Genomic DNA, 25,201 nt, shown 5'->3' with positions numbered 1-25,201 from the left:
TACGCTGCTGTTCCGGTAGTGACAACCCAAGAGCCCGCCGCGCACCTGTGCCCGGGGACCGACGCACGACGAAAGGCCGACCATGGATCCCTCGGCGAACGGCGAGGAGATCGCCCGCCGCGCGGCCGCCCGCGTCGCCGGCATCGCCGCGGCCACGAGCGCGCAACTCGACGACGTGGCGCGCGTGCTGCAGGTCGAGCTCGCCGAGTCGATCTCGGAGCTTCGCGGGGACCAGCTGATGCTCGACCTCCTCTACGCGAGTGTGGAGAGCAACGTGAAGACGTTCTTCCACATCGCGCGGTACGGGGTTCCGGTCGACACGGTGGAGGCACCATGGCCGGCCGTCGAGTACGCACGACGCCTTGCGCAGCGCGAGATCTCCTCGAACGCCCTGCTGCGGGCATACCGCCTCGGTCATCGGCGCGCCCTTGAGTGGGTGGCCGGGGAGCTGGCCGTCGTCGAGCCGGACGGCAGGATCTCCTTCGCGGCGTTGCAGTTGCTTCAGGAAGCCGCCTTCGCCTACATCGACCGGGTTTCCGAGCTGGTCGTGGCGGAGTACGAGACCGAGCGGGAGCGGTGGCTGGCGAATCGCAGCACGATCCGCGCGGCCACGCTGAGCGCGCTCCTCGCCGGCGAGGAGGTGGACGTGGCCGCGGCGGAGCAGGTACTTGGCTACCGACTCCGCCAGGAACACCTTGGACTCGTCCTCTGGGCGGATGAGCGGATGGCCTCGACGGGACCGCTGGAGCGTCTTGGGCAGCTGACCGGCGAGATAGCCCAGGAGGTTGGTTCGGAGGGCTCGCCGCTGTTCGTCCCGCAGGACCGCTCGCTCGGCTGGGGCTGGGTGCCGCTGCCCGCAGGGGCGAGCATCGACCTCAATCGCTTGGCCCGGAGTCTTGGTGGGGCCGGGGGCGAGGTGAAGGCGGCGATCGGCGCGGTCGGGACGGGACCGGCGGGCTTCCGCGCGACACATCGTCAGGCATTGCAGGCTCACCAGGTCGCCGTCATCGGAGCTGATCGGGCCCACCGGATCACCTCGTTCACGGCCCCCGGACTCCGGGCGGCCGCGATCCTCGCAGGCGACCTCACGATCGCCCGCGACCTCGTCACATCGATGCTCGGGGGGCTGGCGCAGGACGACGAAGGTGTCGGGCGGCTGCGTGAGACACTCACCGTCTTCCTCCAGGAGAACCAGAGCTTCGTCGCAACCGCTGCGAAGGTTCACCTGCACAAGAACACGGTCAAGTACCGGGTGGACAAAGCGGTGCGGCTGCGAGGGCGGCCGCTTGAGGAGGACCGGTTCGACCTCGAGCTCGCGCTCGCCGCATGCCGCTGGCTCGGACCTGCCGTGCTCCCCCGATCTCCGTGATCTCCACCGGATCCCCGCACGGATGAGAACGGATTGGTCCACGGCCACTGAGCGAGCCGCTCTTTTTGGTGTGTCCGACCGAGGACTTCTTCGTCCGCACGGACGAGTCTGGGCCCCTCGCCATGGCGGAGGTGGCGCCGTGGGCACTGCGAGGATCACCAGCGGCACGGGGTGCTTCGCGAGGCTCCCGGCTCTTCCCGAGCGATCGGCGCGACGTCCATGACACCGTGGTGGCGCGGCGACTGCCGAAGTGGCGCGCGTACGCGGCGTGGACCGGCGTCCGCCGGTCGGGAACCGCCCACCGCCTGGAACATCGTCAAGACGACGCAGTCAGATGAGGAGTGCACCATGGCCGAGCCGCACGACGGCACGTACACGACGTCGGAGGAGTGGTTCGACTCCGGCGGCACCCGCTGCGCCGCACGCGTCTACCGGCCCACCATCTCAGATCAACCGTCGCCCGTCGTCGTGATGGCGCACGGTTTCGGCGCGGTGCGGGCGCTACGGCTCTACGCCTACGCCGAGCGCTTCGCCGCCGCCGGATACGCCGTCGTGGTCTTCGACTACCGGAGTTTCGGGGAGAGCGAGGGTGCGCCGCGCCAGGTCCTGGACATCGCGATGCAGCACGAGGACTGGCGCGCCGCCCTTCGCTACGCCAGGTCACTTGAGGGGGTCGACCCCGCACGAGTCGTGGCATGGGGTACCTCGTTCGCCGGCGGCCACGTCATCACCATCGCCGGCCAAGGAGAGCCTCTCGCCGCCGTCATCGCTCAGGTCCCGCACGTCAGCGGCCCGGCAGCCGTGAGGTCGACCGGCCTGCGGGCCGCCCTCAGGGTCGGCGTGCCGGGGATTCGTGACGCGATCGCCTCCCGGCTCGGTCGTGAACCCGTGTATGTCCAGAGCGTCGGCCTTCCCGGCCGCACCGCGATGATGACCTCACCGGACGCCTACCCAGGCATGCACACGCTCATCCGCGAGTCGGGGCTGAAGGAGGACACCTACCCCCGCACCGTGGCAGCCCGCATCGCACTGAAGATAGGCCTCTACTCGCCCCGGCGTTGGGCCGGCAGCATCGAGTGCCCGGTCCTGGTCCAGATCGTCGCGCAGGACGCGATCACTCCCCGGCGCGTCGCCGAACGCGCAGCAGGCAAGATGCGGCGCTCCACCGTCCGCGTCTACGACGGTGGCCACTTCGACCCCTACGTCGAGCCCTTGTTCGACGCCGTCATCGCAGACCAGATCAAGTTCCTGCACCAACACGTCCCCTCTCTGCCGAGAGGGCACGCATGAATCCCGCCCCGAACCGCACTCGCCACCGGATCACCTCCGAGGCGGAAACCGTCGCCACCCGCAGGGCTCCTCAGCCCCTCGTACAAGGCACCGCTCCCGGCGGGTGACAGCTTCGGCGTCGAAGCCGCCTGTCGTCCAGCCTCGTCGTCATATCGAGCGTCGGATGTGCGTCAAGATCCTTGGCGTTGTGGCCGGCGACAGCTCTCGCGTGCCTCCTGGCAGCGGAAAAACGCAGGTGGGGTGGGTATACCCCGCCCCACCTGTTATGCGTGGAAGACCACGTCGAGAACCGGCCCGGGCCAGAGAACCCGCAGGTCAGACGCCCATCTACACCGGCTCCAAAACCGGCAGGCACTCCGCAGGGCGGGTGGCGATGCCATGCCATGCCTTCATCTTGTTGATCAGCCGCTCAACGGTGTTCCTCTCCTTAGCACGTCAGAGGGCCATGCCTCCCGTTGCGTCGATGACCTGGCCGGTTACCCAGCGTGCGTCGTCGGAGGCGAGGAAGGCCACGATGTCGGCCATGTCTTCCGGCCGCCCGATCCGGCCGAGGGCGGCTAGAGACGCCGCTTGCGCCTCGGCATGCGGATCGCCCAGCAGGGTGGCCGCGCTGGCATCGGTGAGGACGGTTCCGGGGGCCACCGAGTTGACCGTGATGCCCCGGGGGCCCAGTTCCTTGGCGAGGGCGAGACTGAAGTTGTCCAGGGCTCCCTTGGTGGCGCCGTAGGCGATCATTCCCGGCGTGGCCAGGCGGGCCACGGAGCTGGAGATGTTGATGATCCGGCCCCCGTCGCGCAGGCGCGGCAGTCCCTGCTGCGTGACGAAGAACGGTGCACGCACGTTCACGGCGAAGACCTTGTCGAAGGCGTCCTCGGTCAGCGACTCCAGGGATGCGAAATCCCCGATGCCGACGTTGTTGACGATGATGTCGAGCTTCCCGTCGGGCATGTGCTCCGTGCCCGCGGCGTCGAAGGCGGCCCAGAGGCGGGCCGCGTCGCCGCGTTCGCCCAGCCCCGCCTGGAGTGCGAAGGCCCGTCCTCCGTTCTTGCGGATGCTTTCGACGGTCTCGCTCGCCGCCGTCTCGTCGCGGGCGTAGGTGACGCCGACGGCGGCGCCGTCCTGGGCGAGCCGCTCCGCGATCGCCCGGCCGATACCCCGGCTGCCGCCGGTGACCAGTGCGACCTTGTCCTCGAATGCTCTTGCAGACATGGCGGAAGACCGCCTCCCGTTCATCGCGTCGTCTCTTGAGTGCTGTGGAGCGCCTGGACCAGCGGCTTGTGTTCGGGCCACCACCGCTGGACGGCTTCGACAGCCGTCGTCGGGCTGACGTTGAAGCAGAGCTTCGCGCCGGGTGCCAGCTCGTGGGTGGTGTTGACCAGCACCTCCAACAGCGGGGTCAGCTCCGGGTCCAGCCGGACGCCGGCGCCGATCAGCACGATGTCGTAGTCCTTGGCGGTCAACGCGGCGCGAAAGACCGCCTCGGCCGTGCGGCCGTAGTCGAGCAGGCAGACATCGACACTGAGGCCGAGCTCCTGGAGCCGAGCCCGGCCCGCGGCCATTCCGGCCCGGACCGCCTCGGCGTCGATTTCAGGGAACGCCGCCCGTGACGAGGGCGCGTCGTCCACCAGCGCTGGATCCAGTCCGACGTTGAGCATGGACGGGGACATGTCGGTGTACCTCCTTTGACCTGGGGTTTCTCGGACCCACGGTAGGCGTCTGGAGGTCGGGCGGCCCTCCCACATTTCTGGGATACCGTGGCAAGGGTGAGTTCCCCGATGGTCCGGCGCGAGACCGTGCGCGACATCGAGGCGATCTGCCGTCTCGACCTCGACTCCCGAATACTGCGCCGCCGGATCGCCGACCGGCTGACCCGCCTCATCCCGGCCGACTCCTACTGCTTCAGCACGATCGACCCGATGACGCTGCTGACCGCCGACCAAGTCAGCACCGGGCTCGTACCGGAGGCGGCCGCGGCCGCCGCGCACAACGAGTACCTGGTGGACGACGTCCTGAAGTTCGCGGCGCTGGCCCGCTTCGAGGTGTCCGCGGGCACGCTCGGTGCGGCCACCGGCGGTGATCCGGAATCCAGCCACCGCTACCGGACCGTGCTGCCGATGATCGACGCACGGCACGAGCTGCGGGCGGGCTTCGTGGTGGACGGCCGCTGCTGGGGCGTCGTCGCCCTCTTCCGCGGCGGCCGGCGGCCCGACTTCACCCCGGCCGACGTCGGCGTCCTGCGGCGACTGTCCGCCCCGGTCGGTGCGGCCCTGCGCCGGGCCGCCCACCGGGCACCCGACGGCACCGCTGCGGGCCCGTCCGAGGCCGGAGTGCTCCTGCTCGACCAGGACTTGCGGCTGTTTTCGGAGAACCCGGCCGCGAAACTCTGGTGCGACGAGCTGGGCCCGTCGCAGGCGGAACTGCCGTCCGCGATCCTGGAGGTGGCCGCACGGGGAAAAGGCGCTGAGCTGCCGGCGTACGGACGCATCCGCGGCCGTTCGGGCCGGTGGCTCTCCGTCCAGGCCTCGCCGCTGAGTGGCGGCCCGCACCCGGCGGCCATCGCCGTGACGGTGCATCCGGCGCCGACCGCCGACGTGGCCGAGATACTGCTGCTCGCGTACGGGCTTACACCGCGCGAGCGGGACGTGCTGGCGCGAGTCGTCGCCGGTCTGCCGTCGCGGACCATCGCCGTGGAACTGCACATCACGGCGGCGACCGTGCAGGACCATCTGAAGAGCGTGTTCGCGAAGACCGGTGTCCGCAGCCGCAGCGAACTGGTGGCGACGGTCCTGGGGCTGTGACCGGACGAGTGACTACTGAGCGGCACCCGTGACGCGAGCCTCCGGTCGAAGCCACGTGGTCGTGGCCCGGACCGTCAAGAACCAGCGACTGGCTTCAGCCGGGCACATGTGGGCGTCCGCAGCTCACCGTCCGTGAACCCTGCTGCCTCAGCATCTCCTTGACCAACCGACGAGATGAGATGTCTTGCTGGAGGCGGCCACGGTCCGGTCGCGGGTGGGCACCAGCGTGCCGTCCACGATGAGCACGGTCTCCCTGCGGAACCGCCGCCGGGGCTGGAGGGCGAACGCCGACATCCACCTCGGCCAGCTCCAAGTCGCCTGCGGCATCATGTCGAAACGATCGGTCAGGCCGGTGCAGGCGCGGGCTCGGTGGGCCGGTCCTTGCGCAGGAGGCGGAGTTCGGTCACGACCGCCGAGGCGCACAGCACCGCTGCCATCAACGGGAGCCAGCGCGGTGCCGCCTGCCCGAGGAACAGTCCGCCGGCCCCGCCGCCGAGTGCGGCGCCCACATAGATGACGGAGCTGTTCAGGGACACGGCCACGGGACCCGCCGGCCCGGCCAGTCGGAGCAGGCGGTGCTGTTGGGGTGCGGCGTACATCCAGCCGGTGACACCCCACAGCACCATGGCGACGAGCGCCCCCGGGAACGACCCGCTCAGCTGTGGCATCGCCAGGAAGGCGACCGTCATCCCTGCCACCGAGACCAGGACCAGTCGCCGGCCCGCCGGACGGTCCATGTACACGCCGGCGAGGAAGTTGCCGACCAGGCCGCCGAGTCCGAAGGCGAAGAGCAGCACCGCGAGCCGACTGCCCTCGCCGGCGGTGGCCCCGGCGAACACCGTGGCGGCATAGGTCAGCACCGCGTACTCCGCGATCACCGCGAAGATCGTGACGGTCAGAACCATGCGCACCAGAGGTCCACGCAGGGCGGCGAACCTCTCCCGCGGCCGTTGCGCGGTGTGCTGGGAGGCGACGCCGCGCAGCCCGGCTGCGAGGGGCACGGCCACGGCGGCGGTGGCCGCTGCGAGGGCCGCCAGGGTGGGACGCCAGCCGAAGACGTCTGCCGCCCAGGTGCCCGAGGGCACCCCCACAACCGACCCCATCACCAGGCCGCTGGTGACCAGCGCGAGAGACTTGCCCGAGCGTCCTTTCGGGGCGAGCGCCGCCGCGAGCGAACTCGCGTGCGGAGTGAACTGGCTGGCCCCGGCCGCGACGAGCAGCCGCCCGGCCATGGCGGTCGGCAGCGAGCCGGCGACTGCGCACACCGCGTTCCCCAGGGCGACGGCGACCAGTGCCGCGGTGAGCGCGACCCGTGGTGACCGGCGGCTGAGGGGGACCGCGAGCAGCGGGCCGAGAACTGCGTATCCGACGGAGAACACCGTCATCAGCTGTCCCGCCGCCGATACGGAGACGTTCAGCGAGTCGCCGATCTGGGGAAGCATGCCGGCGATGACGAACACGTCGGTGCCGATGAGGAACGTTCCCACGGCCAGCAGCAGAGGTCTCATATGTCCGTCCTGGTCCGTGCCTGCGCGATGCAGCCGGTCATAGGGGTGACTGCGGTGCGGACCGCCTCCACGATCAGTGGTGGGAAGCCGTCCAGATAGAAGTGACCGCCGGCGAAGTCCCGGGTGCAGAACGCCGCGGTGGTGTGCTCGGCCCAGTCCTGCAGGTCACCGCGGCTGAGTTCGTCGTCCCGGCCCGTCCAGGCAGTGATGGGGCAGGAGAGGAGCGCGGGGCAGCTGCCGGGGCGGTAGGCGGCGGCCGCCCGGAGGTCGCTGCGCAGGGCCGGCAGGATCATCGCCCAGAGCTCGGGGTTGCCGGTGATCGCCGGGTCGGTGCCGCCGAGCCTCAGCAGTGCCTCCAGGGCGGCATCCTCGCCGTCTCCGGACAGTCGCGAGGACGTGCGCCGGTACGGCGCCTGCATGCCGGAGACGATCAGTCCCGCGGGCGGGGCACCGTAACGGTGTTCGAGCCGGGCGGCCGTCTCGAAGGCGACCAGGGCGCCGAGGCTGTGTCCGAACAGTACCGGCGTGGAAGCCGGACGGGGTTCGGCGAGCAGCCGTGCGATCTCGTCCGCGAGCTGCGCGACGTCGTCGAAGGCGGGCTCGGCACAGCGGTCCTGGCGCCCCGGATACTGCACGGCCAGGACCCGGACATCGGAGGCGAGCGCCGCGGAGAGCGGGAAGTACTGGCCCGCGGTGCCGCCCGCGTGGGGGAAGCAGACGAGCGTGCGGGCCTGTTCGCGGGCGCCATGGAAGGCACGGAGCCAGGCGGCGCGGTCACTCACCCCGTTGTGGGCGGTCGGAACGGTCATGCGGCGGCTCGTTCCGTGATCAGTGCCGCGATCGCGTCCACTCTGGGGTCGTACAGGAACTCCTGTACGGACACCTGGACTTGAAAACGCTGATGGAGGCGGGTCACGACCAGCGCAGCGGAGAGCGAGGTACCCCCCAGGTCCATGAAGTGCCGGTCGGGAGGTATGTCGGCAACGCCGAGCACCGTCGACCAGATGTCGGCGACGGCCGAGCGCACATCGCCGGGTTCGGGTTCGGGGAGCGTCCCGGCGCTGTCGTCAGCGTCGCCGGGGGCCGGCAGGCGGCGGCGGTCGATCTTCCCATTCGGGGAGAGCGGCAACTCGGGTGCGAGGACCACGTGGTGCGGAACCATGTAATCGGGCAGCAACCCGGCGACATGAGCACGCAGTTCGGCCGCATCGGGTGCGCGCCCGGGCACGGCCGCGACATGGGCGACCAGCCTGCGTTCCTCGCTGCCGAGCGATGTCCAGGCCACCACGGCGCACTCCCGCACCGCGGGGTGGCGGAGCAGTGCTGCTTCGATGTCACCCGGCTCGACCCGGTATCCGCGGATCTTGAGCTGCCCGTCGGCCCGCCCCAGGTACTCCAGCGCTCCGTCGGTCCGCTCCCGCACCAGGTCACCGGTGCGGTACGCGCGTACGGTCCGGCCCTCGACCAGGATGCTGCGGAACCGCTCCTGCGTCTGCTGCGGGTCGTGCACATAGCCATGGGCGAGGCCGACCCCGGTCAGCCACAGCTCGCCGCCCTCCGCACGCGGGACAACCTGGGCCGTCATGCCGGGAAGAGGCCGCCCGATGGGGGGAAGGTCGGGCCAGGAGCGGGGCGGGCCGGTGAGGGTGTGGGCGACGGCGACATGAGTCTCCGCCGGACCGTAGTGGTTGTGCAGACGCGCCGCGGGCAGCCGTCCGAACAGTTCCCGGATGGCGGGTGTGATGTGCAGCGCCTCGCCCGCCACCGCCACCTCGCGAAGCGCGCCGGGCAGTATGCCGAACTCAGCGGTCAGATCCGCCAGACGGCGCAGTGCCACGGGAGGCAGGAAGACCCGCTGGATCTCGCGTTCGCGGCACAGCTCCCACACGCACTGCAGGTCGACGCGTTCGGCGTCGGACGGTGTGTACAAGCAGCCCCCGCTGCACCAGGCCGTGAACACCTCCTGGACGAACACGTCGAAGCCGAGCGGGGCGAACAGCAGCGTGCGCAGTGGCTCGGAAGACGTGCTGGCCAGCGTCCACTCGATCAGGTTGTCCAGGCAACGGTGCGGCATCAGGACCGCCTTGGGCCCGCCGGTGGACCCGGACGTGAAGACCAGGTACGCGGGATCCTCGCTGCCCGGCTCCGCGCGGTGAGGCGCCGGGGCACGGTGCGCGCTGCCGGGCGTGGCGTACTGGCTGAGGGGCAGCACGGCGGGACCGTCCGGCACGTCCGGGGCTCGCAGACCCGACTCGATCAGCGCGAACCGGGCATGACTGCGCCGCCACATGTGCTGGATACGGTCCGCCGGATACTGCGGATCCACCACACAGAAGGCCCCGCCCGACCGCAGCACAGCGAGGAGCGCCACGCCGAGCGCGACTCCGCGGGAAGCCTGGATGAGCACTACGTCCCCGGGGCGCACCCCCTGTCGCGTCAGATGTCCGGCCAAGTAGGCCGACCTGCGGTCGAGTTCGGCATAGTCGAGGCTGCCGTCGGGTGCGACCAGTGCGGGCGCCCGGGGGTGGCGCCGTATCTGGGCGTTGATCATCTCCACTACACGGCCGGGCAATGCTCTGTCTTCTCCCTCGTGGCCGATGTGAGCGGGAGGCCCAGTGCGTCGAGGACCGACGCACGCGTCTCCTCGGACCTGAGCAGTTCGAACCGGTCGCAGCTCAGGCGCAGTGTGCGCTGCCGCCCGTGCCCGGCAGCGCGAACGAAGCCGGACGGGTCGGCGTCCGCGGAGACCAGATGCAGCACCTCCCCCTCCCAGGGCGACGTACGTGCGTGGTGGGCCGCGATCAGATGGCTCAGCCAGTCCGTATACGCACTCACCATGTGCCCGGCGCTTGCCGCGATCTCCGCTTCGCCGGCGCCTGCCGCGCGCAGCGCCGCGTGAGCCTGGCGGGCCACCTCGCTGGTCAGCTCTTCAACGAAGCGCTCCGGGTCCTCGGCCAGTGCGACGGTATCGATCCGCTCGCTCAGCTCCTGCTCGTCCGGTTGGACGCCGAGACCGCCGAGTCGCGCCCGGTAGTCCGCCGTGATCGAGTCCAGGGACGTGGCCTCGGCGTCGAACAGCACGATCAACGGCGGCTCCCCGCCCAGGGCGGCGGCCACCTCGAAGGCGAGCGGCGCCGAGGCGCAGTACGCGGCGACCGCCGCGATCGGCCCCGTCCCGGACGGCACGTTCGCCAGCAGGCGGGCCGCGTAGTCGGCGCCGCTCACCGCTCGCGGCAGGGGGGCTCGTAGCAGGCCGTGGACCCGTACCCCGTGCCCGTCCAGGCCCAGTTCGTCGATCCGGGCCTCCTTCCGGTAACCGGGGTAGTCGAGTGTGAGAACCACAGGCTCTTCCCTCTGGGGCATGGACGAGGTCCTTTCGCTGCTCACTGCGGGTCCCCGCCGACGAGGCCGGACAGCGTGCTCAGTTGTGCGGACATCAACTCGTGGGCGCCGTCGACGAATTCCTCCATGGAGGCGAGCTGCTGCCCGGCGACGGCGGTGAAGATCCGTGCTGCGGTGCTGGGCTCCGGGGCGGCCGCGGGCCCGATCGGAGCGGACGCCGCGCCCGTCGGCGGGGGCGTTTCCTGCACCGGCGTCTTCGCGCGGGTGAGCCGGGGCAGTTCCGGCGTCGGGTACGGCTCGCGGCGGAAGGGATAGCCGGGCAGCCGAACCCGACCGCCGCCCGTCGCCATGGCTCGCCAGTCGAGGCTCAGGCCACGGCGGTACAGCTCCGCCAGCGCCTCGTGCAGCCCGCCGTCACCGGCCGACTCCCCCGACTGGGTCGCGATCCAGTGAGTGCCGGGCAGCGCCGTCCGGCCCAGCGACGTGAGTACGCCCGCGGGCCCGAGCTCGAGAAAGTCGACGTAGCCCAGCGCGTGCACAGCGGCCAGGGTCCGCTGGAACAGCACCGGCCGGCGCGCCTGACGCACCAGATGTTCCGCGTCCACGACGGACCCCGCGGGCAGCACCTCGCCCCGCGCGCTTGCGCCGCACGGCAACCGCAGCGGCGTGAACGTGAGGGACTCGGCGGCCTCCCTCAGCGCGGGAAGCACCGGGTCGAGCAGCGCGGAGTGGAAGGCGCGATCCCCGTCGAGCGGCCGGCAGGCGATGTCCTCCCCGGCCAGCACCCGGTGGGCGGCCGCCTCGATGGCCTCGGGGTCCCCGGACAGCACGAGGGAACGCGGCCCGTTGACCGCGGCGATCTCCACCAGCAGCCCGGCGCACAGCTCCCTCACGGTGTCGGCGTCGCCGTGCACGGCCAGCATGCGGCCGGGAGCGGCGGCCCCGATGAGGTTGCCCCGCGCGGTGGTGAAGCGCAGCCCGTCGGCGAGTGAGAAGGCACCCGCGGTGCAGAGCGCTGCCATCTCGCCGAGGCTGTGCCCGAGCACGCACTCGGGCTCGACCCCGAACTGCCGCCACAGCCGCACCAGTGCCATCTGCAGCGCGAACTGGGCTGCCTGCGTGACCACTTCCGCACCGTCCGAAGGCGGCGTCAGGAGTACGTCGAGCAGGCTGCCCTGTGCCTCCTCCTGCCGGTACGTCTCCTCGCACTCGTCCAGGACCTCGCGTACGACGGCGTACTGCCGGTACAACTCCCGTGCCATCCCCGCGGTGGCCTGGCCCTGCCCGGAGAAGGCGAAGGCGATCGGCCCTGCGGTGGCCGGCTGCTCCTCGTCGGGCAGCCGCAGGAACCGGTCGAGGCCGTCGGCCAGTTCCGCAGCGGTCCGGCCGTGCACCACCGTGCGGTGGGATTGGTGCGTGCGGCCCAGCGCCAGCGTGGTGTGCACGTCGGCGACGCCAAACCCGGGTCGTGCTCTCAGCTCGTCCCGCAGTCGCACGGCAACCTCGTGCAAGGCCTCCTGGGACCGTGCGCTGATCGGGACCGGAAGCGGATGGGCGGGCTGCGGGCGGACCGTCGCCGCCGGCGGTTCCTCGAAGAGCACATGGGCGTTCGTCCCGCCGAACCCCAGGGCGCTGACCCCGCCGCGGCGCGGCACGCCCCGGGACGTCCGCCACTCCTCGGCCACGGTGGCCAGGCGGAACGGACTGGTCTCCCAGGGCAGCCGGGGACTTGGCCGGGTCACGTTCGCGGTGGGCGCGATGATGCCGTGCCGCAGCATCAGCACCGTTTTGACGAGGCCCGCCATCCCGGCGCAGGTGTCCAGGTGCCCGAGGCTGGGTTTGACGGAGCCGAGGGTGCAGAACTCGGTCCTGCCCCGCTCCGATCGGTACGCCCGTGACAGCGCTTCGAACTCCACCAGGTCGCCCAACTCGGTTCCGGTGCCGTGGGCTTCCACATGGCCGACGGAATCGGCGTCGATGCCCGCGCGGGCCAGGGCGAGCCGGACGACCTCCGTGTGGCCCTGCACGCCGGGGGCGGTGAAGCCGGCCTTGGCGGCGCCGTCGTTGTTGACCGCGGAGCCGAGGATGACCGCCTGGATCTCGTCCCCGTCGGCCAGGGCCGCATCCAGCCGCTTGAGCAGCACGACGGCAACGCCGTTGCCACCGACCGTGCCGTCCGACGCGGCGTCGAAGGCCCGGCACACCCCGCTCGGAGACAGGATGAACTCCGGATCGGGCACGTACCCCTCGGTCTGGGGCAGATGCACGGCCGCGGCCCCGGCCAGGACCAGGTCGTTCTCGCCCGACAGCAGTGACTGGGCGGCCAGATGGACCGCGACCAGCCCGGTCGAGCAGGCGCTCTGGACGGCTACGGCCGCGCCTGTGAGGCCGAGGCGGTAGGCGACCCGGGTGGCGAGGAAGTCCTGCTGCCCGCCGATCAGCCCTTGCATCTCCTCCATGACGTTCGCCGAGGGCGCGCCGCCGCCCATGCCGTGCCGGGCGAAGTAGGGCAGGCCGGGGCCGTACAGGTTCATCCCGCCGCCCGCGTACACCCCGACGCGACGGCCGTGTGCCTGGCCCGCGTATCCGCCGTCCTCCAGGGCGTGGGCGCAGCACTCCAGGAACAGCCGGTGCGCCGGGTCGGTGAGAGCTGACTCTTTCCGGCTCATCCCGAAGTGGTCCGCGTCGAAGCACTCGGCGTCGTCGACGACTCCCGCAGCCCGCACCCGCCCGTCGTCGCCCTGCCCGTTGCCCAGGCTGCGCACGCTGCTTCTGCCGGCGCGCAGATTCTCCCAGAGCGAGGCGGGGTCCGGCGCGCCCGGCAGTCGCGCGGCCATGCCGATGACGGCGATCCGCCCGTCGGTGGCCGCCGGCGCGGATCCGGATGCCTGGGGCCCCGGGTCCGCGCCGGGAGCGAGGTGTGCGGCGAGGGCGGCGACACTGCTGTGCTCGAACAGGGCGGCGTCGTCCAGGGAGAGGCCGAGAGTGGCTTCCAGGAGGACCTTGACCCGCATCAGCGCCAGGGAGTTGAGTCCCAGGTCGAGGAAGGAGACCTGCGGCTCGGCCGCGCGGCCGAGCACCTCCTCGACGAGCGCACCGATGCGCTGTCGCAGCTCCCGCTCGCTGAGCGCCTCCATGTCAGCGCTCCTCTCCCTGCAGGACGGTCAGCCGGTGCGCCACCCCGCGGATGGTGGGCGCGGCGAAGAAGTCGGCCACGGGTATGCGCTGCCCGAACTCCGTGAGGACGCGCTCCAGGAGGCGTACCGCCGACAACGAGTTGCCGCCGATGTCGAAGAATGAGGTGTCCGGTGCGATCGTGTCGACGCCCAGCTCGACCGCCCAGAGCTTGTGGACCGTGGGCTCGAGATCGCTGAGCTCGACGTCCGTTGCCGCAAGGGCCGGTTCGGCCCGCAGGGTGAGCAACTCGCCGCGGGCGAGTTTGCCGGTCGCGCCGTACGGAATCCGGTCGAGCCGCACCCAGGACTGCGGTACGAGGTAGTGCGGCAGTACCGTGGCCAGCTGCGCGCGCAGCGGGGCGCTCCAGTCGCCGTCGGGCGCGTGCGCCGGCGAGAGCACCACGAAGGCGGCGAGTTCGGTGTCACCGGACTCGCCGGGACGGGCCAGGACGACGGCCTCGCGCACACCGTCGAGACGGCCGAGCGCCCACTGGGCCTCTTCGGGTTCCACCCGGTAGCCGCGGATCTTCACCTGTTCGTCGATGCGGCCGATGTACTCGAGGACGCCGTCGTCGCGCCACCGCACCAGGTCACCGGTGCGATAGCGCCGTTCGCCCGAGTCCGGCGTCCGGAAGAAGCCGCGCGCGGTGGCGTCGGGGTTGCCGTGATAGCCGTGTGAGACGGCGACACCGCCGATGACGAGTTCGCCGGGGACACCGACCGGCACCGGCCGCCCCGAGTCGTCGACCACGGCGAGCGTGACATTGTCCACCGGCCGTCCGATCGGTACCACCGTCTCGGTCGCCGGGTTCACCCGGTGCGAGGTGACCACTACGGACGTCTCGGTGGGCCCGTACTGGTTGTACAGGCTCAGCTCGGGGCAGTGTGCGGCGAGTTCGCGCAGCTCGGGGGTGAGTGTCAGCTTCTCGCCGCTGATCAGCAACTGGCGCAGGGACGGCACCGCCTTGAGCTCGCGGGCCAGGTACTTGAGAGGGGTGAACGGCACACTCATCCGCTCCACCTCGAAGTGGCGCAGCTGCGCGGCGACGGCTGCCGGGTCGTAGCGGGTCTCGTCGTCGACGGTGATCAGCGCCTGTCCCGAGGCGAGGGTGGAGAAGATCTCCTGGACGCTCACATCGAAGCCCGCCGAAGCCCATTGCGCGGTCCGCAGCGCACCGAGCGTGCGCAGTTGCCAGCGGATCAGGTTCACCGGGCCCCGGTGCGGGACGGCCACCGACTTGGGGCGGCCGCTGGAGCCCGAGGTGTAGAACAAGTACGCCGTGGCCTCGTCGTCCACGGTCCGGCCCAGCGGCTCGTCCGTATCGCTGGGCGCCACGTCCTCCAGCCACTGCACCGGGCACGGCAGGGTGTCGGCCGTGTCGCCGTCGAGCGTGCGGTCGGCGACGACGAGGCGGGCTCCGCTGTCCGACAGCATGAACGCGCGCCGCTCGGCGGGCAAGGCGAGGTCAACCGGCACATAGGCGGCACCGCACTTGAGCACGGCGAGTACCGCCGTCGCCAGACCCGGGCCGCGCGACACGCTGACCGCGGCGACCTCGCCCTCGGCCAGGCCCCGGTCGGCGAGCCGCCGTGCGAGGCGGTTGGCCGCTGCGTCCAGCTGCGCGTAGGTGAGCGGGGCGCCCACGCCGGCCACCGCGAGGGCGTCCGGTGTCAGAGCGGCCTGCTCCTCGAACAGCCCGTGCAGCGTGGCGGGTTCGGTCTCCGTACGCTCGCCCTGGAAGCCGGCCAGGGTCCACTCGTCGCGTGCGGTCAGCGCCAGCAGCTCGCAGAGGGCGGCGTCCGGAGCATCGACCGAGCGGCGCAGCAGCTTCTCGATGTACTCGGCGATCCGTCGCACCGTCGACTCGTCGAAGAGGCCGGCATCGTATTCGACGGTGCAGCGGATGCCCGCCGCTCGGTCGCTGAAGTAGAAGGTCAGGCCGAACGGTGCATGCTTGCGCGGTACTTCGCGAAACTCTGCCGTCAGTCCGGTGTCCTCGAAGACGGAGCCCAGCTCCTCCTCGTACTCCACCGCGGCCTGGAACAGCGGGTTCGCGCCACTGCTGCGGTCCGGGTTGACGACCTCCACGATCTGGTCGAACGGGACACCCCTGTGGTCCATGGCCGCCGTGGTGCGGGCCTTGACACGGTGCAGCAGTTCCCGGAAGCCGATGCCGCCGGACAGGTCGAGCCGCAGTGCGACCGTCTCGACGAACATGCCCACCACGTCGGCCGCGTCCTCGGGCCGGTTGGTGACCGCCGTACCGATGACGATGTCGTCCTGCGCGGCGAACCGGCCCAGGGTGGCGGACACCGCACCCAGCAGTGCCATGAACGGCGTGCAGCCCTCGGCCCGCGCGAGCGAGCGGATGCCGCCGCGCAGCTCGCCGTCGATCTCGTGCACCAGCGTCGCTCCGCGGACCTCGTGTCCGGCCGTGCGCGGCCGGTCGGTGGCCAGGGTGAGCGGGGCGGCGTCCGCCAGATCCCGTTGCCAGTAGGCGAGTCCGTCGGCGGTGGAGCTATCCTGCACAGTGGCGGGCCACGGGGGCAGTTCGGGCAGATCGGTGGGCTCACCCGGCCACGCGCGGTAGTAGGCGGCAAGGTCGCGGCACAGAATGCGGGTGGACAAGGCGTCGAGCACGGCGTGGTGAGCCACGAGATACAGCAGGTGGCGCTCTCCGTCGAGCCTGCCGATCCTGGCGCGTATCAGCGGGCCGGTGGCGAGGTCGAAGTCCGTCTCGTCTTCGAGGTCGCGCAGCCGCAGCAGCGCGGCTGTGTCGTCGTGGCCGGGCAGCTCCGTCACCGGGCAGTCCACCGCGACGGCGTCGAGCACGACCTGTTCCAGACGGTCCGCACGTTCCCGGAAGACGGCACGCAGTTGGGGATGGCGTGCCACGACCCGACGCAGGGCGCCCCGCAGCGCTTCGGTGTCGAGCGGACCCTCGATGAACAGGGCCTTGGGCTCGTAATAGGTATGGCTCCCCGGCGTCATCCGGTCCAGCAGCCACAGCTGGCGCTGCAGCGCGGTGACGGCGGCGGTGCGGGGCGCCGCGGCAGGGACGGGAGCGGCTTCGGCCCGGGGCTCGGTCGACGCGGCGCGGAGCCGGTCGAGCTCGGGCAGCCCGCCGAGCATGCGCTCAGGGGGGACGCCGAAGTCTATGAAGCATCCGATCTCGTCCGCTCCCGCGGCCGTCAACGAATCGAGTACCGGCCGCACTTCGGCGGCGTTGCCGATCAGGGCACGGGTTTCGCAGTAGCGCTCGTAGGCCAGGTCGAGTACGTAGTCGAGGTCGTCCTGGTGGGTGGCCAGCAGATCCACGTCGATGCCGAGGCTGTTGGCGGCGTTGTCGAACAGGTCGATCGAGGAACGCAGATAGTCGCAGAACGGCTTGCGGGCCTCTTGCCGGGCGCGTTCCGCGTCGGGTTCGAGATAGGTGTGCACCAGGACCACGACACGTCCTGTCGCGGGATCGTGGCCGTGGGCCGCGCGGGCGGCACGGTAGCGGGCGATGTTCGTCGCAAGGTCCTCGACGCTCTGGGTCATGAGGTTGGTGACGACGCCGAGTCCCGCGCGTGCGGCCCGCTCATAGCTCTCGGGGTTGGACAGGACCGCGGCGAACAGCGGGACGTCGTCGCCCTGTACGGGCCTGGGATGCAGGCTCACCTCGGTCGGGCGGCCGTCGCCCGAGGTCATGGCCACCGACCGGCCGGACCACAGGCTGCGGAAGGTTTCGAGATGTTCGTACATGATGTCCCGCTGCCGGCCGTAGTTCTCCGGTGCCAGGACGAAATCGGTGGAGTGCCAGCCGCTGGCGAAGCCGAGGCCGACCCGACCGCCGGAGAGGTTGTCGACGACTGCCCACTCCTCAGCCACCCGGATGGGGTTGTGCAGGGGCAGTACGACGGAGCCCGCGTGCAGTCGGATCCGGGAGGTGCGCGTCGCCAAGGAGGCTGCCAGGACGGAGGGGTTGGGGAACAGCGCGCCGAACGAATGGAAGTGCCGTTCCGGCAGCCACAGGGCGTGGAAGCCCAGCTCGTCTGCGTACTCCGCGGCCTGCAGCAGGTGTTGGTAGGCGACGGCGCTGTCGGGCGCGGGGTAGTCGCCGAAGAAGTAGAGACTGAAGTCGGGGGACGTGCGCGCGGTGGTCCCGGCGGGCGCGGGGTCGGGTGTGCCGGTACGGGGCGCCCCGGCCGGCGGACGGCGGGTGGTTCCGGTGGCAGGGAGAGGCTCGGCGGTCGCGACGTCGTCGGTCAGGTCCGTCTCGGGTGCGGGCTGCGCGGCGGGCAGGGCGGGCGAAGCGCCGACCGCCGGGCCGGGGTGCAGACCCCTGAGGACCCTCAGCTGTTCGGACGTCAGCTCGGAGAAGCGGGTCATCATCTTGCCCGCCAGCTGCAGCTGGTCGGTGAAGAGGGCGAGCGCGGACTCCAAGGCGTCGCCGGTCGGAACCGGAGGCTGCGCGACGGGGGCGCGCCCAACGGGCTCCGTGGCCAAGGCCGTTGTCGGGGCCTGAGCCGGGGCGGCCGAGACTGCCGGCACAGCGGGAGCCGAACGGTTCATGGCACGACCCGCCACCGCTTCGGCCAGCTTCTGCGGGGTGTCGACGCCCGTGAACAGCTCACGCACTGACACCCGGACTCCGAACTCGGACTGCACGGCCCTGGCCAGCGCCATGAGCGACAGCGAATCCGCACCCGCGGCGACGAACGATCGTTCAGGGTCGAGCTGTTCCGCCGGGAGGACCAGCCGATCCGCGACAAGAGCGAGCACCTCGCCCACGGTTACGGTCACTTTCGCTGCTCCAATCCTTGGACTGATGCCTCGCGCCGCCAGTAGACGCCCAGGCCGTCGATGTCCTGGACGGGGCCCGTGATCCCGAACCGGGCCCCCTAGTCGTGCACGGTTTCGAAAGGAGTCCGCCATCCACACGCACCGGTCGGTCACGTCGTAGGCCCTGGGCACGGCCCGCACCACGATGCGGGTCCCGCCGCGCCATACGCCGGTCTCCATGAAGTCACCGGGTACGCCGTCCGCGAGCGCCGTCTTCACGCAGTGTTCGACGTTCTCCGGGCGACGTGTCCCGATCATGGTGTGTCTGGGTACACCAGCGCAAGTACGAGCAGTGCATGCGCCGGTAGTTGGGCGAGGACGTCCTCACGGACACCGACAGCGCAGTGGTTTGGCGGCTCGCCGGGAACGACGAGCACGTGGAACGTACGGTGAACGACCTGGACGGGAGACAGCCACGATGCGTCTCCCCGACTTCCTCGACAGCGTCGGTTTCACCGGCGGAGATGCGGGAGGAGGCAGGGGCGTCCTGCCTCGGCCTGCGTCATTCGGCGGGGGTGCCCGAGGGCTGCGGCTCGCCGAGCATCTGGCAGGTGGCCGCTTCGACGAGCGTCTTGTTCGCGGTGGCGGCCTTCTTCTCCTTGATGCCGAAGTTCGTGCTCGTCAGGACGGCGACGCTGCGCCGACCGCTCGCGTCGGTGTAGACCTCGCTGGAGTAGCCGGGCAGGCCGCCGGTGTGCCCCCAGACGGTGCCGCAGGAGGTGTCGACCCGCATCAGGCCCAGTCCGTAGCCTCCTCCCTCCTCGGGAGCGTCGACCGTGGTGCGCATCTGCTTCAGCTGCGCCTCGGGCAGCAGATCGCCGGAGATCAGTGCGGTCTGGAAACGCTGCCAGTCCTGTGCGGTCGAGACCATACCGCCGGCCGCCCAGGACCAGCTCGGGTCGATGGCGGAGGTGTCGACGTTGTCCTCGCGGCGTTCGGGACCGGCGAACCCGACGCCCTCGGGCAGGTCCACGGTCCCGGCGAGAATGGCCTTCAGGCGCTCGGCATCCGGCTCGTAGCCGGTCACGTGCTGCTTCCCGGTGGTCGCGTCGGTGTTCGTCACCAAGAACGAGTCCTTCATGCCGAGCGGCCCGGTGATCCTCTCCTGGATCAGCTCCGCCAGGTCGCTCCCCGCGGCCTTCTCCAGAATGAGTCCGAGTGCCTCGTAGCCCGCGTTGCTGTAGGAGTACGTCTCACCGGGCGCGGACTCCTGCTGGGGTGTGACGGCGAGGAGTTGCTCCGGCGTCCAGGTGCGCTGCTCCTGACCGGTGAGCGAGGGCAGGAACTCCGGCGTCAGCAGGAAGTCGCCGAGCCCGCTGGTGTGGTTGAGCAGCATCCGTACGGTGATGTCGCCGCCGCCCTCGACCAGACCGGGCAGCCATTTCTCCACCGTGTCGTCGAGGCTGATCTTCTTCTCGGCGACCTGTTGCAGGACGAGGGTCGCGGTGACCGTCTTGGTGTTGGAGCCGACCCGGAACCGGTCGCTGACGGCGATGCGGTGATCTTCCTTCGTCCAGGATGCCTGCTTCGCGATCTCGACGGGCTTCCCGTCGCCGGAGTCGACCCGGACGATGACGCCCAAGGAGCCGGTGTCGGCCGCCTTCTGCGCGAGGCCGGCCAGCCCGGTGTCGCCCGCCGGGCTCACCGCTTGCCGCCCGGCCCCGTCCGACTCCGCATCCGAACAGCTCACGAGCGCCGCGCCCATGCAGGTTGCCAACGCCACGGTCAGCACTCCCCGGCGAATTTGGTGACTGCGGCACGACATATGTATGGGCATGACAGGTTCCCTTCGGCGCATGACAGTTGCTCTGTGCGTCGAGGGACCTGGCAGCCATCCGTCGAGCGGCCTTCCGGCGGGTCCCGCGCACAACAGCCATTCAGTCAGCGGCGCGCTCCCGGCACATCGCTCGATGGCGGGCTTCCCGCGGGCACGAGGTCACTCCAAGGAATGACCTCGCGGGGCCCGGCGCCCCGCCCACCAGGAAGGGGCGGGTCAGGACAGGGTGTTCCTGGCCAGCACCGCCGCCTGCGCCCTGCTCTGGCAGCCGGTCTTCGTCAGCACACGGCTGACGTGCGTCTTCACCGTGTGCAGGCTCACCACGAGCCGTTCGGCGATCTCGGCGTTGCTCAGCCCGTCCCGGATCAGACGCAGCACGTCGACCTCCCGCTCGGTGAGGTCCCGCAGCCGGGCCAGCTCCTGGTCGCCGGGTCGGCGCCGGCCGCTGAGATGCCCCTCGATGATGCGCTGGGTCACCGCCGGGCTCAGCGCGCTGTACCCGGCCGCCGCGGCACGCACGGCCCCAGTCAGCTCCTCGTACGAACTGTTCTTCAGCAGAAAACCGGAGGCCTCGGCGGCCAGCGCGTCGTCGACGTACTCGTCCAGGTCGAACGTGGTCAGCATCAGCACCCGGCTGCGCCCCGGCCCGGTCAGTCCCCGGCGGCCCAGCTCGGCCAGCGCCCACAGCCCGTCGCGGCGCGGCATGCGGATGTCCATCAGCAGCACGTCGGGCCGCAGCCGCGCGCACGCCTCGACGGCTTCCGCACCGTCGTTCGCGGTACCCGCCACGGTGATGTCCGCCTGGCTGTCCAGGATCGCGCTCAGACCGGCGCGGATGATCGGCTCGTCGTCCACGACAAGCACACTGATCTGCTCAGACACCGGCGTGCTCCCACGACATCGTGGCCACGACGCGGAAGCCGCCGTCACCGGTCGGTCCCGCGGTGAGTTCGCCGCCCAGGGCACCCACCCGTTCCTCCATGCCGGCCAGGCCGAGTCCGACACCCGCGCCGGCCGTTGCGCGCCGCGCCGCGCGGCCGTTCACGACCTCGCACCGCAACTCTTCCGCCACGTCGTCGACACTCACCCGGACCGGCGCCCCGGGCGCGTGCCGACGTGCGTTGACCAGCGCCTCCTGCACGACGCGGTACGCCGCCGACTGCACCGGCCCCGGCACGGACTCCAGCCTGCCGCCCGTGGTCAGATCGACCGTCCCTCCCGCGGCACGGTGGCTGTCCAGCAACGTGTCCAGCCCGCCGAGGTCCGGCACCGGCCGGAGCGGGACCGCGTCCGCGGGATCGCGCAGCATCCGCAGCAGGTCTCGCAGCTCGCCGCTGCTCTGCCGGCCCGCCGTCGCCAGCCCGTCGACCTGGGCACGGGCCCAGCCGGGCAACTCGCTGCCGCGGGCCCGCAGGGTCTCCGCGTGCACGACGAGCAGAGTCAGCGAGTGCGCGACCACATCGTGCATCTCACCGGCGATCCGGGTCCGCTCGCGCTGTGTGGCCTGCGCCGCCTCCAGGGCCTGCGCCCGGCGTGCGTCAGCCGTCCGCCGCTCGGCCGCGGCCAGCAGTTCCTGCCGGGTCCGCGCGGCGAACCCCATGGCCCACGCCAGCGGCATCGGGGCCAGTGCGGCGAGGACGTCCAGACCGCCCTGGAAGTCGCGGGAGTCGGTCGTCATCCGGTTCAGCCACACACCGGCCACGCTCAGCACGGTGACGCCGAGGACCGCCGACACGGTCCGTCGCCAGCTCGTGCCGTGGTTGCCCAGGTTGTAGAGGAGCACCGCCAGCGGCAGGAAGACCAGCGGCGACAGCTTGGCCCCTGCGCCCGCACTGCCGACGAGCGCCGCCAGCAGGGCCCCGAAAACCACGACGAAGGCAGTGGCCGGCAGCCGCCGCCTCAGCAGCAGGACCACCACCCCCACCGCCTCGTACACCGTGAGCGACACCCATGCCGCCCCGGAGGTGTCCACGTACGGCTGCGACAGCAGCGGCGGCAGAAGCGTCAGCACGATCAACCCGGCTTCGGCGCCCCACCGGGGCCACCTGCCGTCCATCACTCTCATCCCTCCGACACTAGGACCTCGCACGCCGGCCTTCGTCACTCCAAAGAGCCACTCGCATCGCGACACGGCGCCATCCCAGTCCTCCGTGTCACCGACTGAGTCGCGTGGCGCGACGGAACTGCCGCACGGACAGGTGACACCTTGACCTGGCCTGCCGAGAGGCGGCCTGGAAGGATGTTTCGGTGCCCGAGCCGTGGCCGAAGGAGTTCCGCGAGGACATCGTGCGGGTCGCGCGCAACCGTGAGCCCGGTGCCACGCTGGACCAGATCGCCACCACGGACGAGGGCCGGCTCCCGCAACTGCCCGTGCGCTCCACGAGTCCGCTGTCTCCCGCTAATGGGACTGCGGGAACTCCTGCCTGACGGTGAGCGTCACGAGCCCTCAACGTCACATCGTTACTTGCAGCTCTGACGCCACCCGATCTGCTCGACGCACGCCTGGCATCCCATCAGAACGAGCGCCAAATGAGCGTCACGAGCGTCATCTCAGCGTCGAGACATCGCCCGTGACACCCACACCGCACATACTGCGCACGCAAGAAACCGCGGGTCAGGAGCCCTTCACGGCCGGTTCAAGGATCGCGACACACTCCACATGGTGCGTCATCGGAAAGGTGTCGACCTGCACGCAGGGAGGACAGCAGCAGGTCAGAGATGCTCTTGGGGCCCGGATGAGTTCCGCCGGGCCCCAAGAGCGTCAAGTTAGCGTCACGGCCTCCATCGGTCGGCACCAGAACTCTGGCCCGTCGTTGCTCACCGCAGCACGCAGCGCCTCCACAGGTACGGAGCCTCACGCCGATGGAGTCGCGTCGGCCGACTCCTGCTCCGGATACGCGGCCGGCTTCTCCGGACAACGCGGAGACATCCGGCATCCCGACCCGCTCGGACCGCGCGAGGCCAGCGCCCAAGACACCACCGTCCTGCTACAACTGATGCCACCGATTAACGACTTCGAGTTCAACCGCAACCGTCGCGCCCCCTCGGGCGGCTTGCCCGTCCCCTCGTAATGCTCAGCCGGCTGCTTCCGCACGGCTCCTCGGCGCTGCTGTCTCTCTGGCGTCAAACCATCCCCATCCGCATATCTCACACATGACGGGATCCAGGCACCGCTCCGGCCCCACCAGGGACTTCCCGAAAGTTCACCCTGCCGAGCCGAAGTCAGTAACAATGCTCGTGATCAATACGCCTAGAGCGTGGGACGGGAGTGCGACCTCCCGGCGGCTGCTGGAATTCATGGGGACACTCCTTGATGGCGCTCTTGGTATCGACCTCTACTACGGCCAAGCCGGAGGGGCGCGTGTCGATGCGGCGGCGGTGCAGGCCGGAGAGCTCGCCCCAGCGCAGTGCAGTGTAAAAGCCGAGCAGTCGCTTTGTCCGCCAGGCGGGGGTGAGTCCGTCGGGGACGCTCAGCGCCTGGTCGGGCGTGAACCACTGCGGCGGCTTGACCACGATGGGCGGCAGATCAATACTGCGGCACGGACTCACCGCGATCACATCGTCGTCAATGCACCGTCCTCGTGCTGGTCCTCTGTCCCCTCGTGACCGCATATCCGCGATACCGCAGGTCATGCCCGGAGGGGTAGTCCGTTCACAGAGAGCGCGGACAGCTGCTCCCGACCGACAACGCGGTCGGCGCCGAGGCTTGTTATGGAGCCACGAGCAGAACGGGGGTTGCCACCGCTCGCACACGGCCCCCGCGGCCACGACCTGCGGCCCCGTCGGATCGGAGTTCCCCGGTGGCAGCACCCTGCCACCGATTCGGCCTGCTTGGCGCGATGTAGCGGGCGCTGGTGAGCACGGGAGCGGTCGTGAGGAGCTCCTGTTCCGGTTGCGGTCACTCCCACGTCAATCAGGTCGAATCGGCCTTTAGGTTCAGCTTGGCGGGGGCCGGACGGCCACCGAGCAGCGAACACCAGGGAGGACGAATGGCCAGGATTGCGTTCCGAGGACGCGCAGCGGCGACCGTAGCGGCTACGCTCGTTCTGGGAGTCACGGGGGCGGCCCAGGCGGGGGCCGTCCAGGCGGACGAGAGCCGGTCGACGACGGCCACACAGGCCCGGGCCGCGGCGACGGAGGTGGACTACGACACCTGGCTGGGCGATGTGCGCAAGGTGATGGACGAGGCGCGCCCCTACGTCGAGCAGCGGCTGGACAACAGCGCGGGCGAGAAGCCTGCGATCGTCCTCGACATCGACAACACCTCGCTGGAGACGCACTTCCAGGCGCTTCCGCCAACGCCGGCCGTCAAGCCGACTCTCGAGATCGCCCAGTACGCACACAGCAAGGGCGCGGCCATATTCTTCGTCACCGCTCGGCCCGACCTGATCTCGTGGGTCACGGAGGCGAACCTGGAGGCGGTCGGGTATCCGATCACCGGTCTGTACCAGCGGAACATCGGTGATCTCTTCCGTGACACGGCCGAGTTCAAGACGTCGAAGCGGGCGCAGATCGAGGCCGACGGGTACACGATCGTCGCCAACATCGGGAACAACACGTCGGACCTGGTAGGGGGCCACGCGGAGCGGACCTTCAAGCTGCCCGACTACGACGGGGCTCTGGACTGACCGGGCGCCTCCGGCCCCTGCCGTACCCGGCGGGCCGGAGGCGTTCACGCGAAGTGTCGTCGGCATACAAAGGATGCGCCGCCGCACAATGCGGTTTTCCGTAATCGTTTCAGACAGAAATATTTGACGTTACGAAGCTGTCCTGGGTACCGTCGAACTAACGGGAGTGACACAGGCGCCTGTCGACCATCCTTCAGGTGGATGTCCAGTTTGTCGTCTGTGTCTGCTTAGCGGGGGAATGGAGTTCGAAATGCGGGATGTCTGCCGCGTTGCGCCTGCAGGTCGTACGCCTCTTCATGGGCTCAGTACGGCATCTCGCTAGGTTATTTCTCTGGCTGTTTGCACGAGTATCACCCCGCGCCCGGATCTTCGCGCCCCGTGAAGGTGCAGGAACAGGGCGGGCGGGGACTCCTATTGGTCAAGCTTCAGGGGGAGCTGTGCCAAGTAACTCAGTCAATCTTGAGATAGCCAACGATTCTGCATTC

The 25,201-nt window shown here is 70.4% G+C and carries 16 protein-coding genes and 2 pseudogenes; 5 read left to right on the top strand and 13 right to left on the bottom strand.

Features of this window, described 5'->3' with window-relative positions; all coding sequences use genetic code 11:
• Positions 1-82: 82 nt before the first annotated feature.
• Complete coding sequence (locus tag IG94_RS0126815; RefSeq protein WP_052410869.1) at positions 83-1,369, top strand: PucR family transcriptional regulator; 1,287 nt, start codon at positions 83-85, stop codon at positions 1,367-1,369.
• Between the two features lie 348 nt (positions 1,370-1,717).
• A complete protein-coding gene (locus IG94_RS0126810) occupies positions 1,718-2,659 on the top strand; it encodes an alpha/beta hydrolase (RefSeq protein WP_031042425.1) in 942 nt (313 codons plus the stop codon).
• A 435-nt stretch (positions 2,660-3,094) separates the two neighbouring features.
• Here the strand turns inward: IG94_RS0126810 and IG94_RS0126805 are convergent, their stop codons facing one another.
• Both IG94_RS0126805 and IG94_RS0126800 read right to left on the bottom strand, forming a co-directional pair.
• On the bottom strand, positions 3,095-3,868 hold the full coding sequence (locus tag IG94_RS0126805) for a glucose 1-dehydrogenase (protein WP_031042423.1): 774 nt from the start codon (positions 3,866-3,868) through the stop codon (positions 3,095-3,097).
• 20 nt (positions 3,869-3,888) lie between these two features.
• Positions 3,889-4,326, bottom strand: a complete 438-nt coding sequence (locus tag IG94_RS0126800) for a hypothetical protein (RefSeq protein WP_051159526.1) — start codon at positions 4,324-4,326, stop codon at positions 3,889-3,891.
• A gap of 96 nt (positions 4,327-4,422) precedes the next feature.
• Between IG94_RS0126800 and IG94_RS0126795 the strand changes: the two genes are divergently transcribed.
• Positions 4,423-5,457 (top strand): helix-turn-helix transcriptional regulator, encoded by a 1,035-nt coding sequence (locus IG94_RS0126795; protein ID WP_157852319.1) that lies wholly within the window; start codon positions 4,423-4,425, stop codon positions 5,455-5,457.
• A 183-nt stretch (positions 5,458-5,640) separates the two neighbouring features.
• Here the strand turns inward: IG94_RS0126795 and IG94_RS41965 are convergent.
• From IG94_RS41965 to IG94_RS0126745, 11 genes and pseudogenes are all read right to left on the bottom strand, one after another.
• A pseudogene (locus tag IG94_RS41965) lies at positions 5,641-5,739 on the bottom strand (IS5/IS1182 family transposase); the annotation flags it as partial.
• Between the two features lie 62 nt (positions 5,740-5,801).
• Positions 5,802-6,965 carry an MFS transporter gene (locus tag IG94_RS0126785; protein ID WP_031042414.1) on the bottom strand — a complete coding sequence of 388 codons (1,164 nt, stop codon included), beginning with the start codon at positions 6,963-6,965 and terminating at the stop codon, positions 5,802-5,804.
• The gene (locus tag IG94_RS0126780) at positions 6,962-7,774 is read right to left on the bottom strand and encodes a thioesterase II family protein (RefSeq protein ID WP_052410867.1); all 813 of its coding nucleotides are present in this window, start codon (positions 7,772-7,774) and stop codon (positions 6,962-6,964) included. The genes IG94_RS0126785 and IG94_RS0126780 overlap by 4 nt, the downstream gene beginning before the upstream one ends.
• Entirely contained in the window at positions 7,771-9,537 is a 1,767-nt protein-coding gene (locus IG94_RS0126775) for a non-ribosomal peptide synthetase (protein ID WP_157852317.1), read from the bottom strand. The genes IG94_RS0126780 and IG94_RS0126775 overlap by 4 nt, the downstream gene beginning before the upstream one ends.
• Positions 9,522-10,307, bottom strand: coding sequence for a hypothetical protein (locus IG94_RS0126770; RefSeq protein ID WP_157852315.1), 786 nt, complete (start codon positions 10,305-10,307; stop codon positions 9,522-9,524). The genes IG94_RS0126775 and IG94_RS0126770 overlap by 16 nt, the downstream gene beginning before the upstream one ends.
• 41 nt (positions 10,308-10,348) lie before the next feature.
• A complete protein-coding gene (locus tag IG94_RS0126765) occupies positions 10,349-13,444 on the bottom strand; it encodes a type I polyketide synthase (RefSeq protein WP_052410865.1) in 3,096 nt (1,031 codons plus the stop codon).
• 1 nt (position 13,445) lies between these two features.
• Complete coding sequence (locus tag IG94_RS0126760; RefSeq protein ID WP_224326131.1) at positions 13,446-18,272, bottom strand: non-ribosomal peptide synthetase; 4,827 nt, start codon at positions 18,270-18,272, stop codon at positions 13,446-13,448.
• Positions 18,273-18,398: 126 nt separating this feature from the next.
• Positions 18,399-18,569, bottom strand: a pseudogene (locus IG94_RS44385) (TylF/MycF/NovP-related O-methyltransferase); the annotation flags it as partial.
• 244 nt (positions 18,570-18,813) lie between these two features.
• A complete protein-coding gene (locus tag IG94_RS0126755; protein ID WP_031042400.1) occupies positions 18,814-20,034 on the bottom strand; it encodes a serine hydrolase domain-containing protein in 1,221 nt (406 codons plus the stop codon).
• A gap of 270 nt (positions 20,035-20,304) precedes the next feature.
• On the bottom strand, positions 20,305-20,970 hold the full coding sequence (locus IG94_RS0126750; protein ID WP_031042398.1) for a response regulator: 666 nt from the start codon (positions 20,968-20,970) through the stop codon (positions 20,305-20,307).
• Positions 20,963-22,144, bottom strand: coding sequence for a sensor histidine kinase (locus tag IG94_RS0126745; RefSeq protein WP_031042395.1), 1,182 nt, complete (start codon positions 22,142-22,144; stop codon positions 20,963-20,965). Before IG94_RS0126745 ends, IG94_RS0126750 begins: the two co-directional genes overlap by 8 nt.
• A 191-nt stretch (positions 22,145-22,335) precedes the next feature.
• Here IG94_RS0126745 and IG94_RS43190 point away from each other — a divergent pair, with 191 nt between their 5' ends.
• Complete coding sequence (locus IG94_RS43190) at positions 22,336-22,515, top strand: hypothetical protein (protein WP_211269692.1); 180 nt, start codon at positions 22,336-22,338, stop codon at positions 22,513-22,515.
• Between the two features lie 1,562 nt (positions 22,516-24,077).
• Entirely contained in the window at positions 24,078-24,716 is a 639-nt protein-coding gene (locus IG94_RS0126740) for an HAD family acid phosphatase (RefSeq protein ID WP_031042390.1), read from the top strand.
• Positions 24,717-25,201: the final 485 nt, after the last annotated feature.

This window comes from Streptomyces olivaceus (assembly GCF_000721235.1).
Lineage (GTDB): Bacteria > Actinomycetota > Actinomycetes > Streptomycetales > Streptomycetaceae > Streptomyces > Streptomyces olivaceus.
The sequence above is the reverse complement of the archived record's forward strand: the minus strand, read 5'-3'. Positions and strand labels throughout refer to the sequence as shown.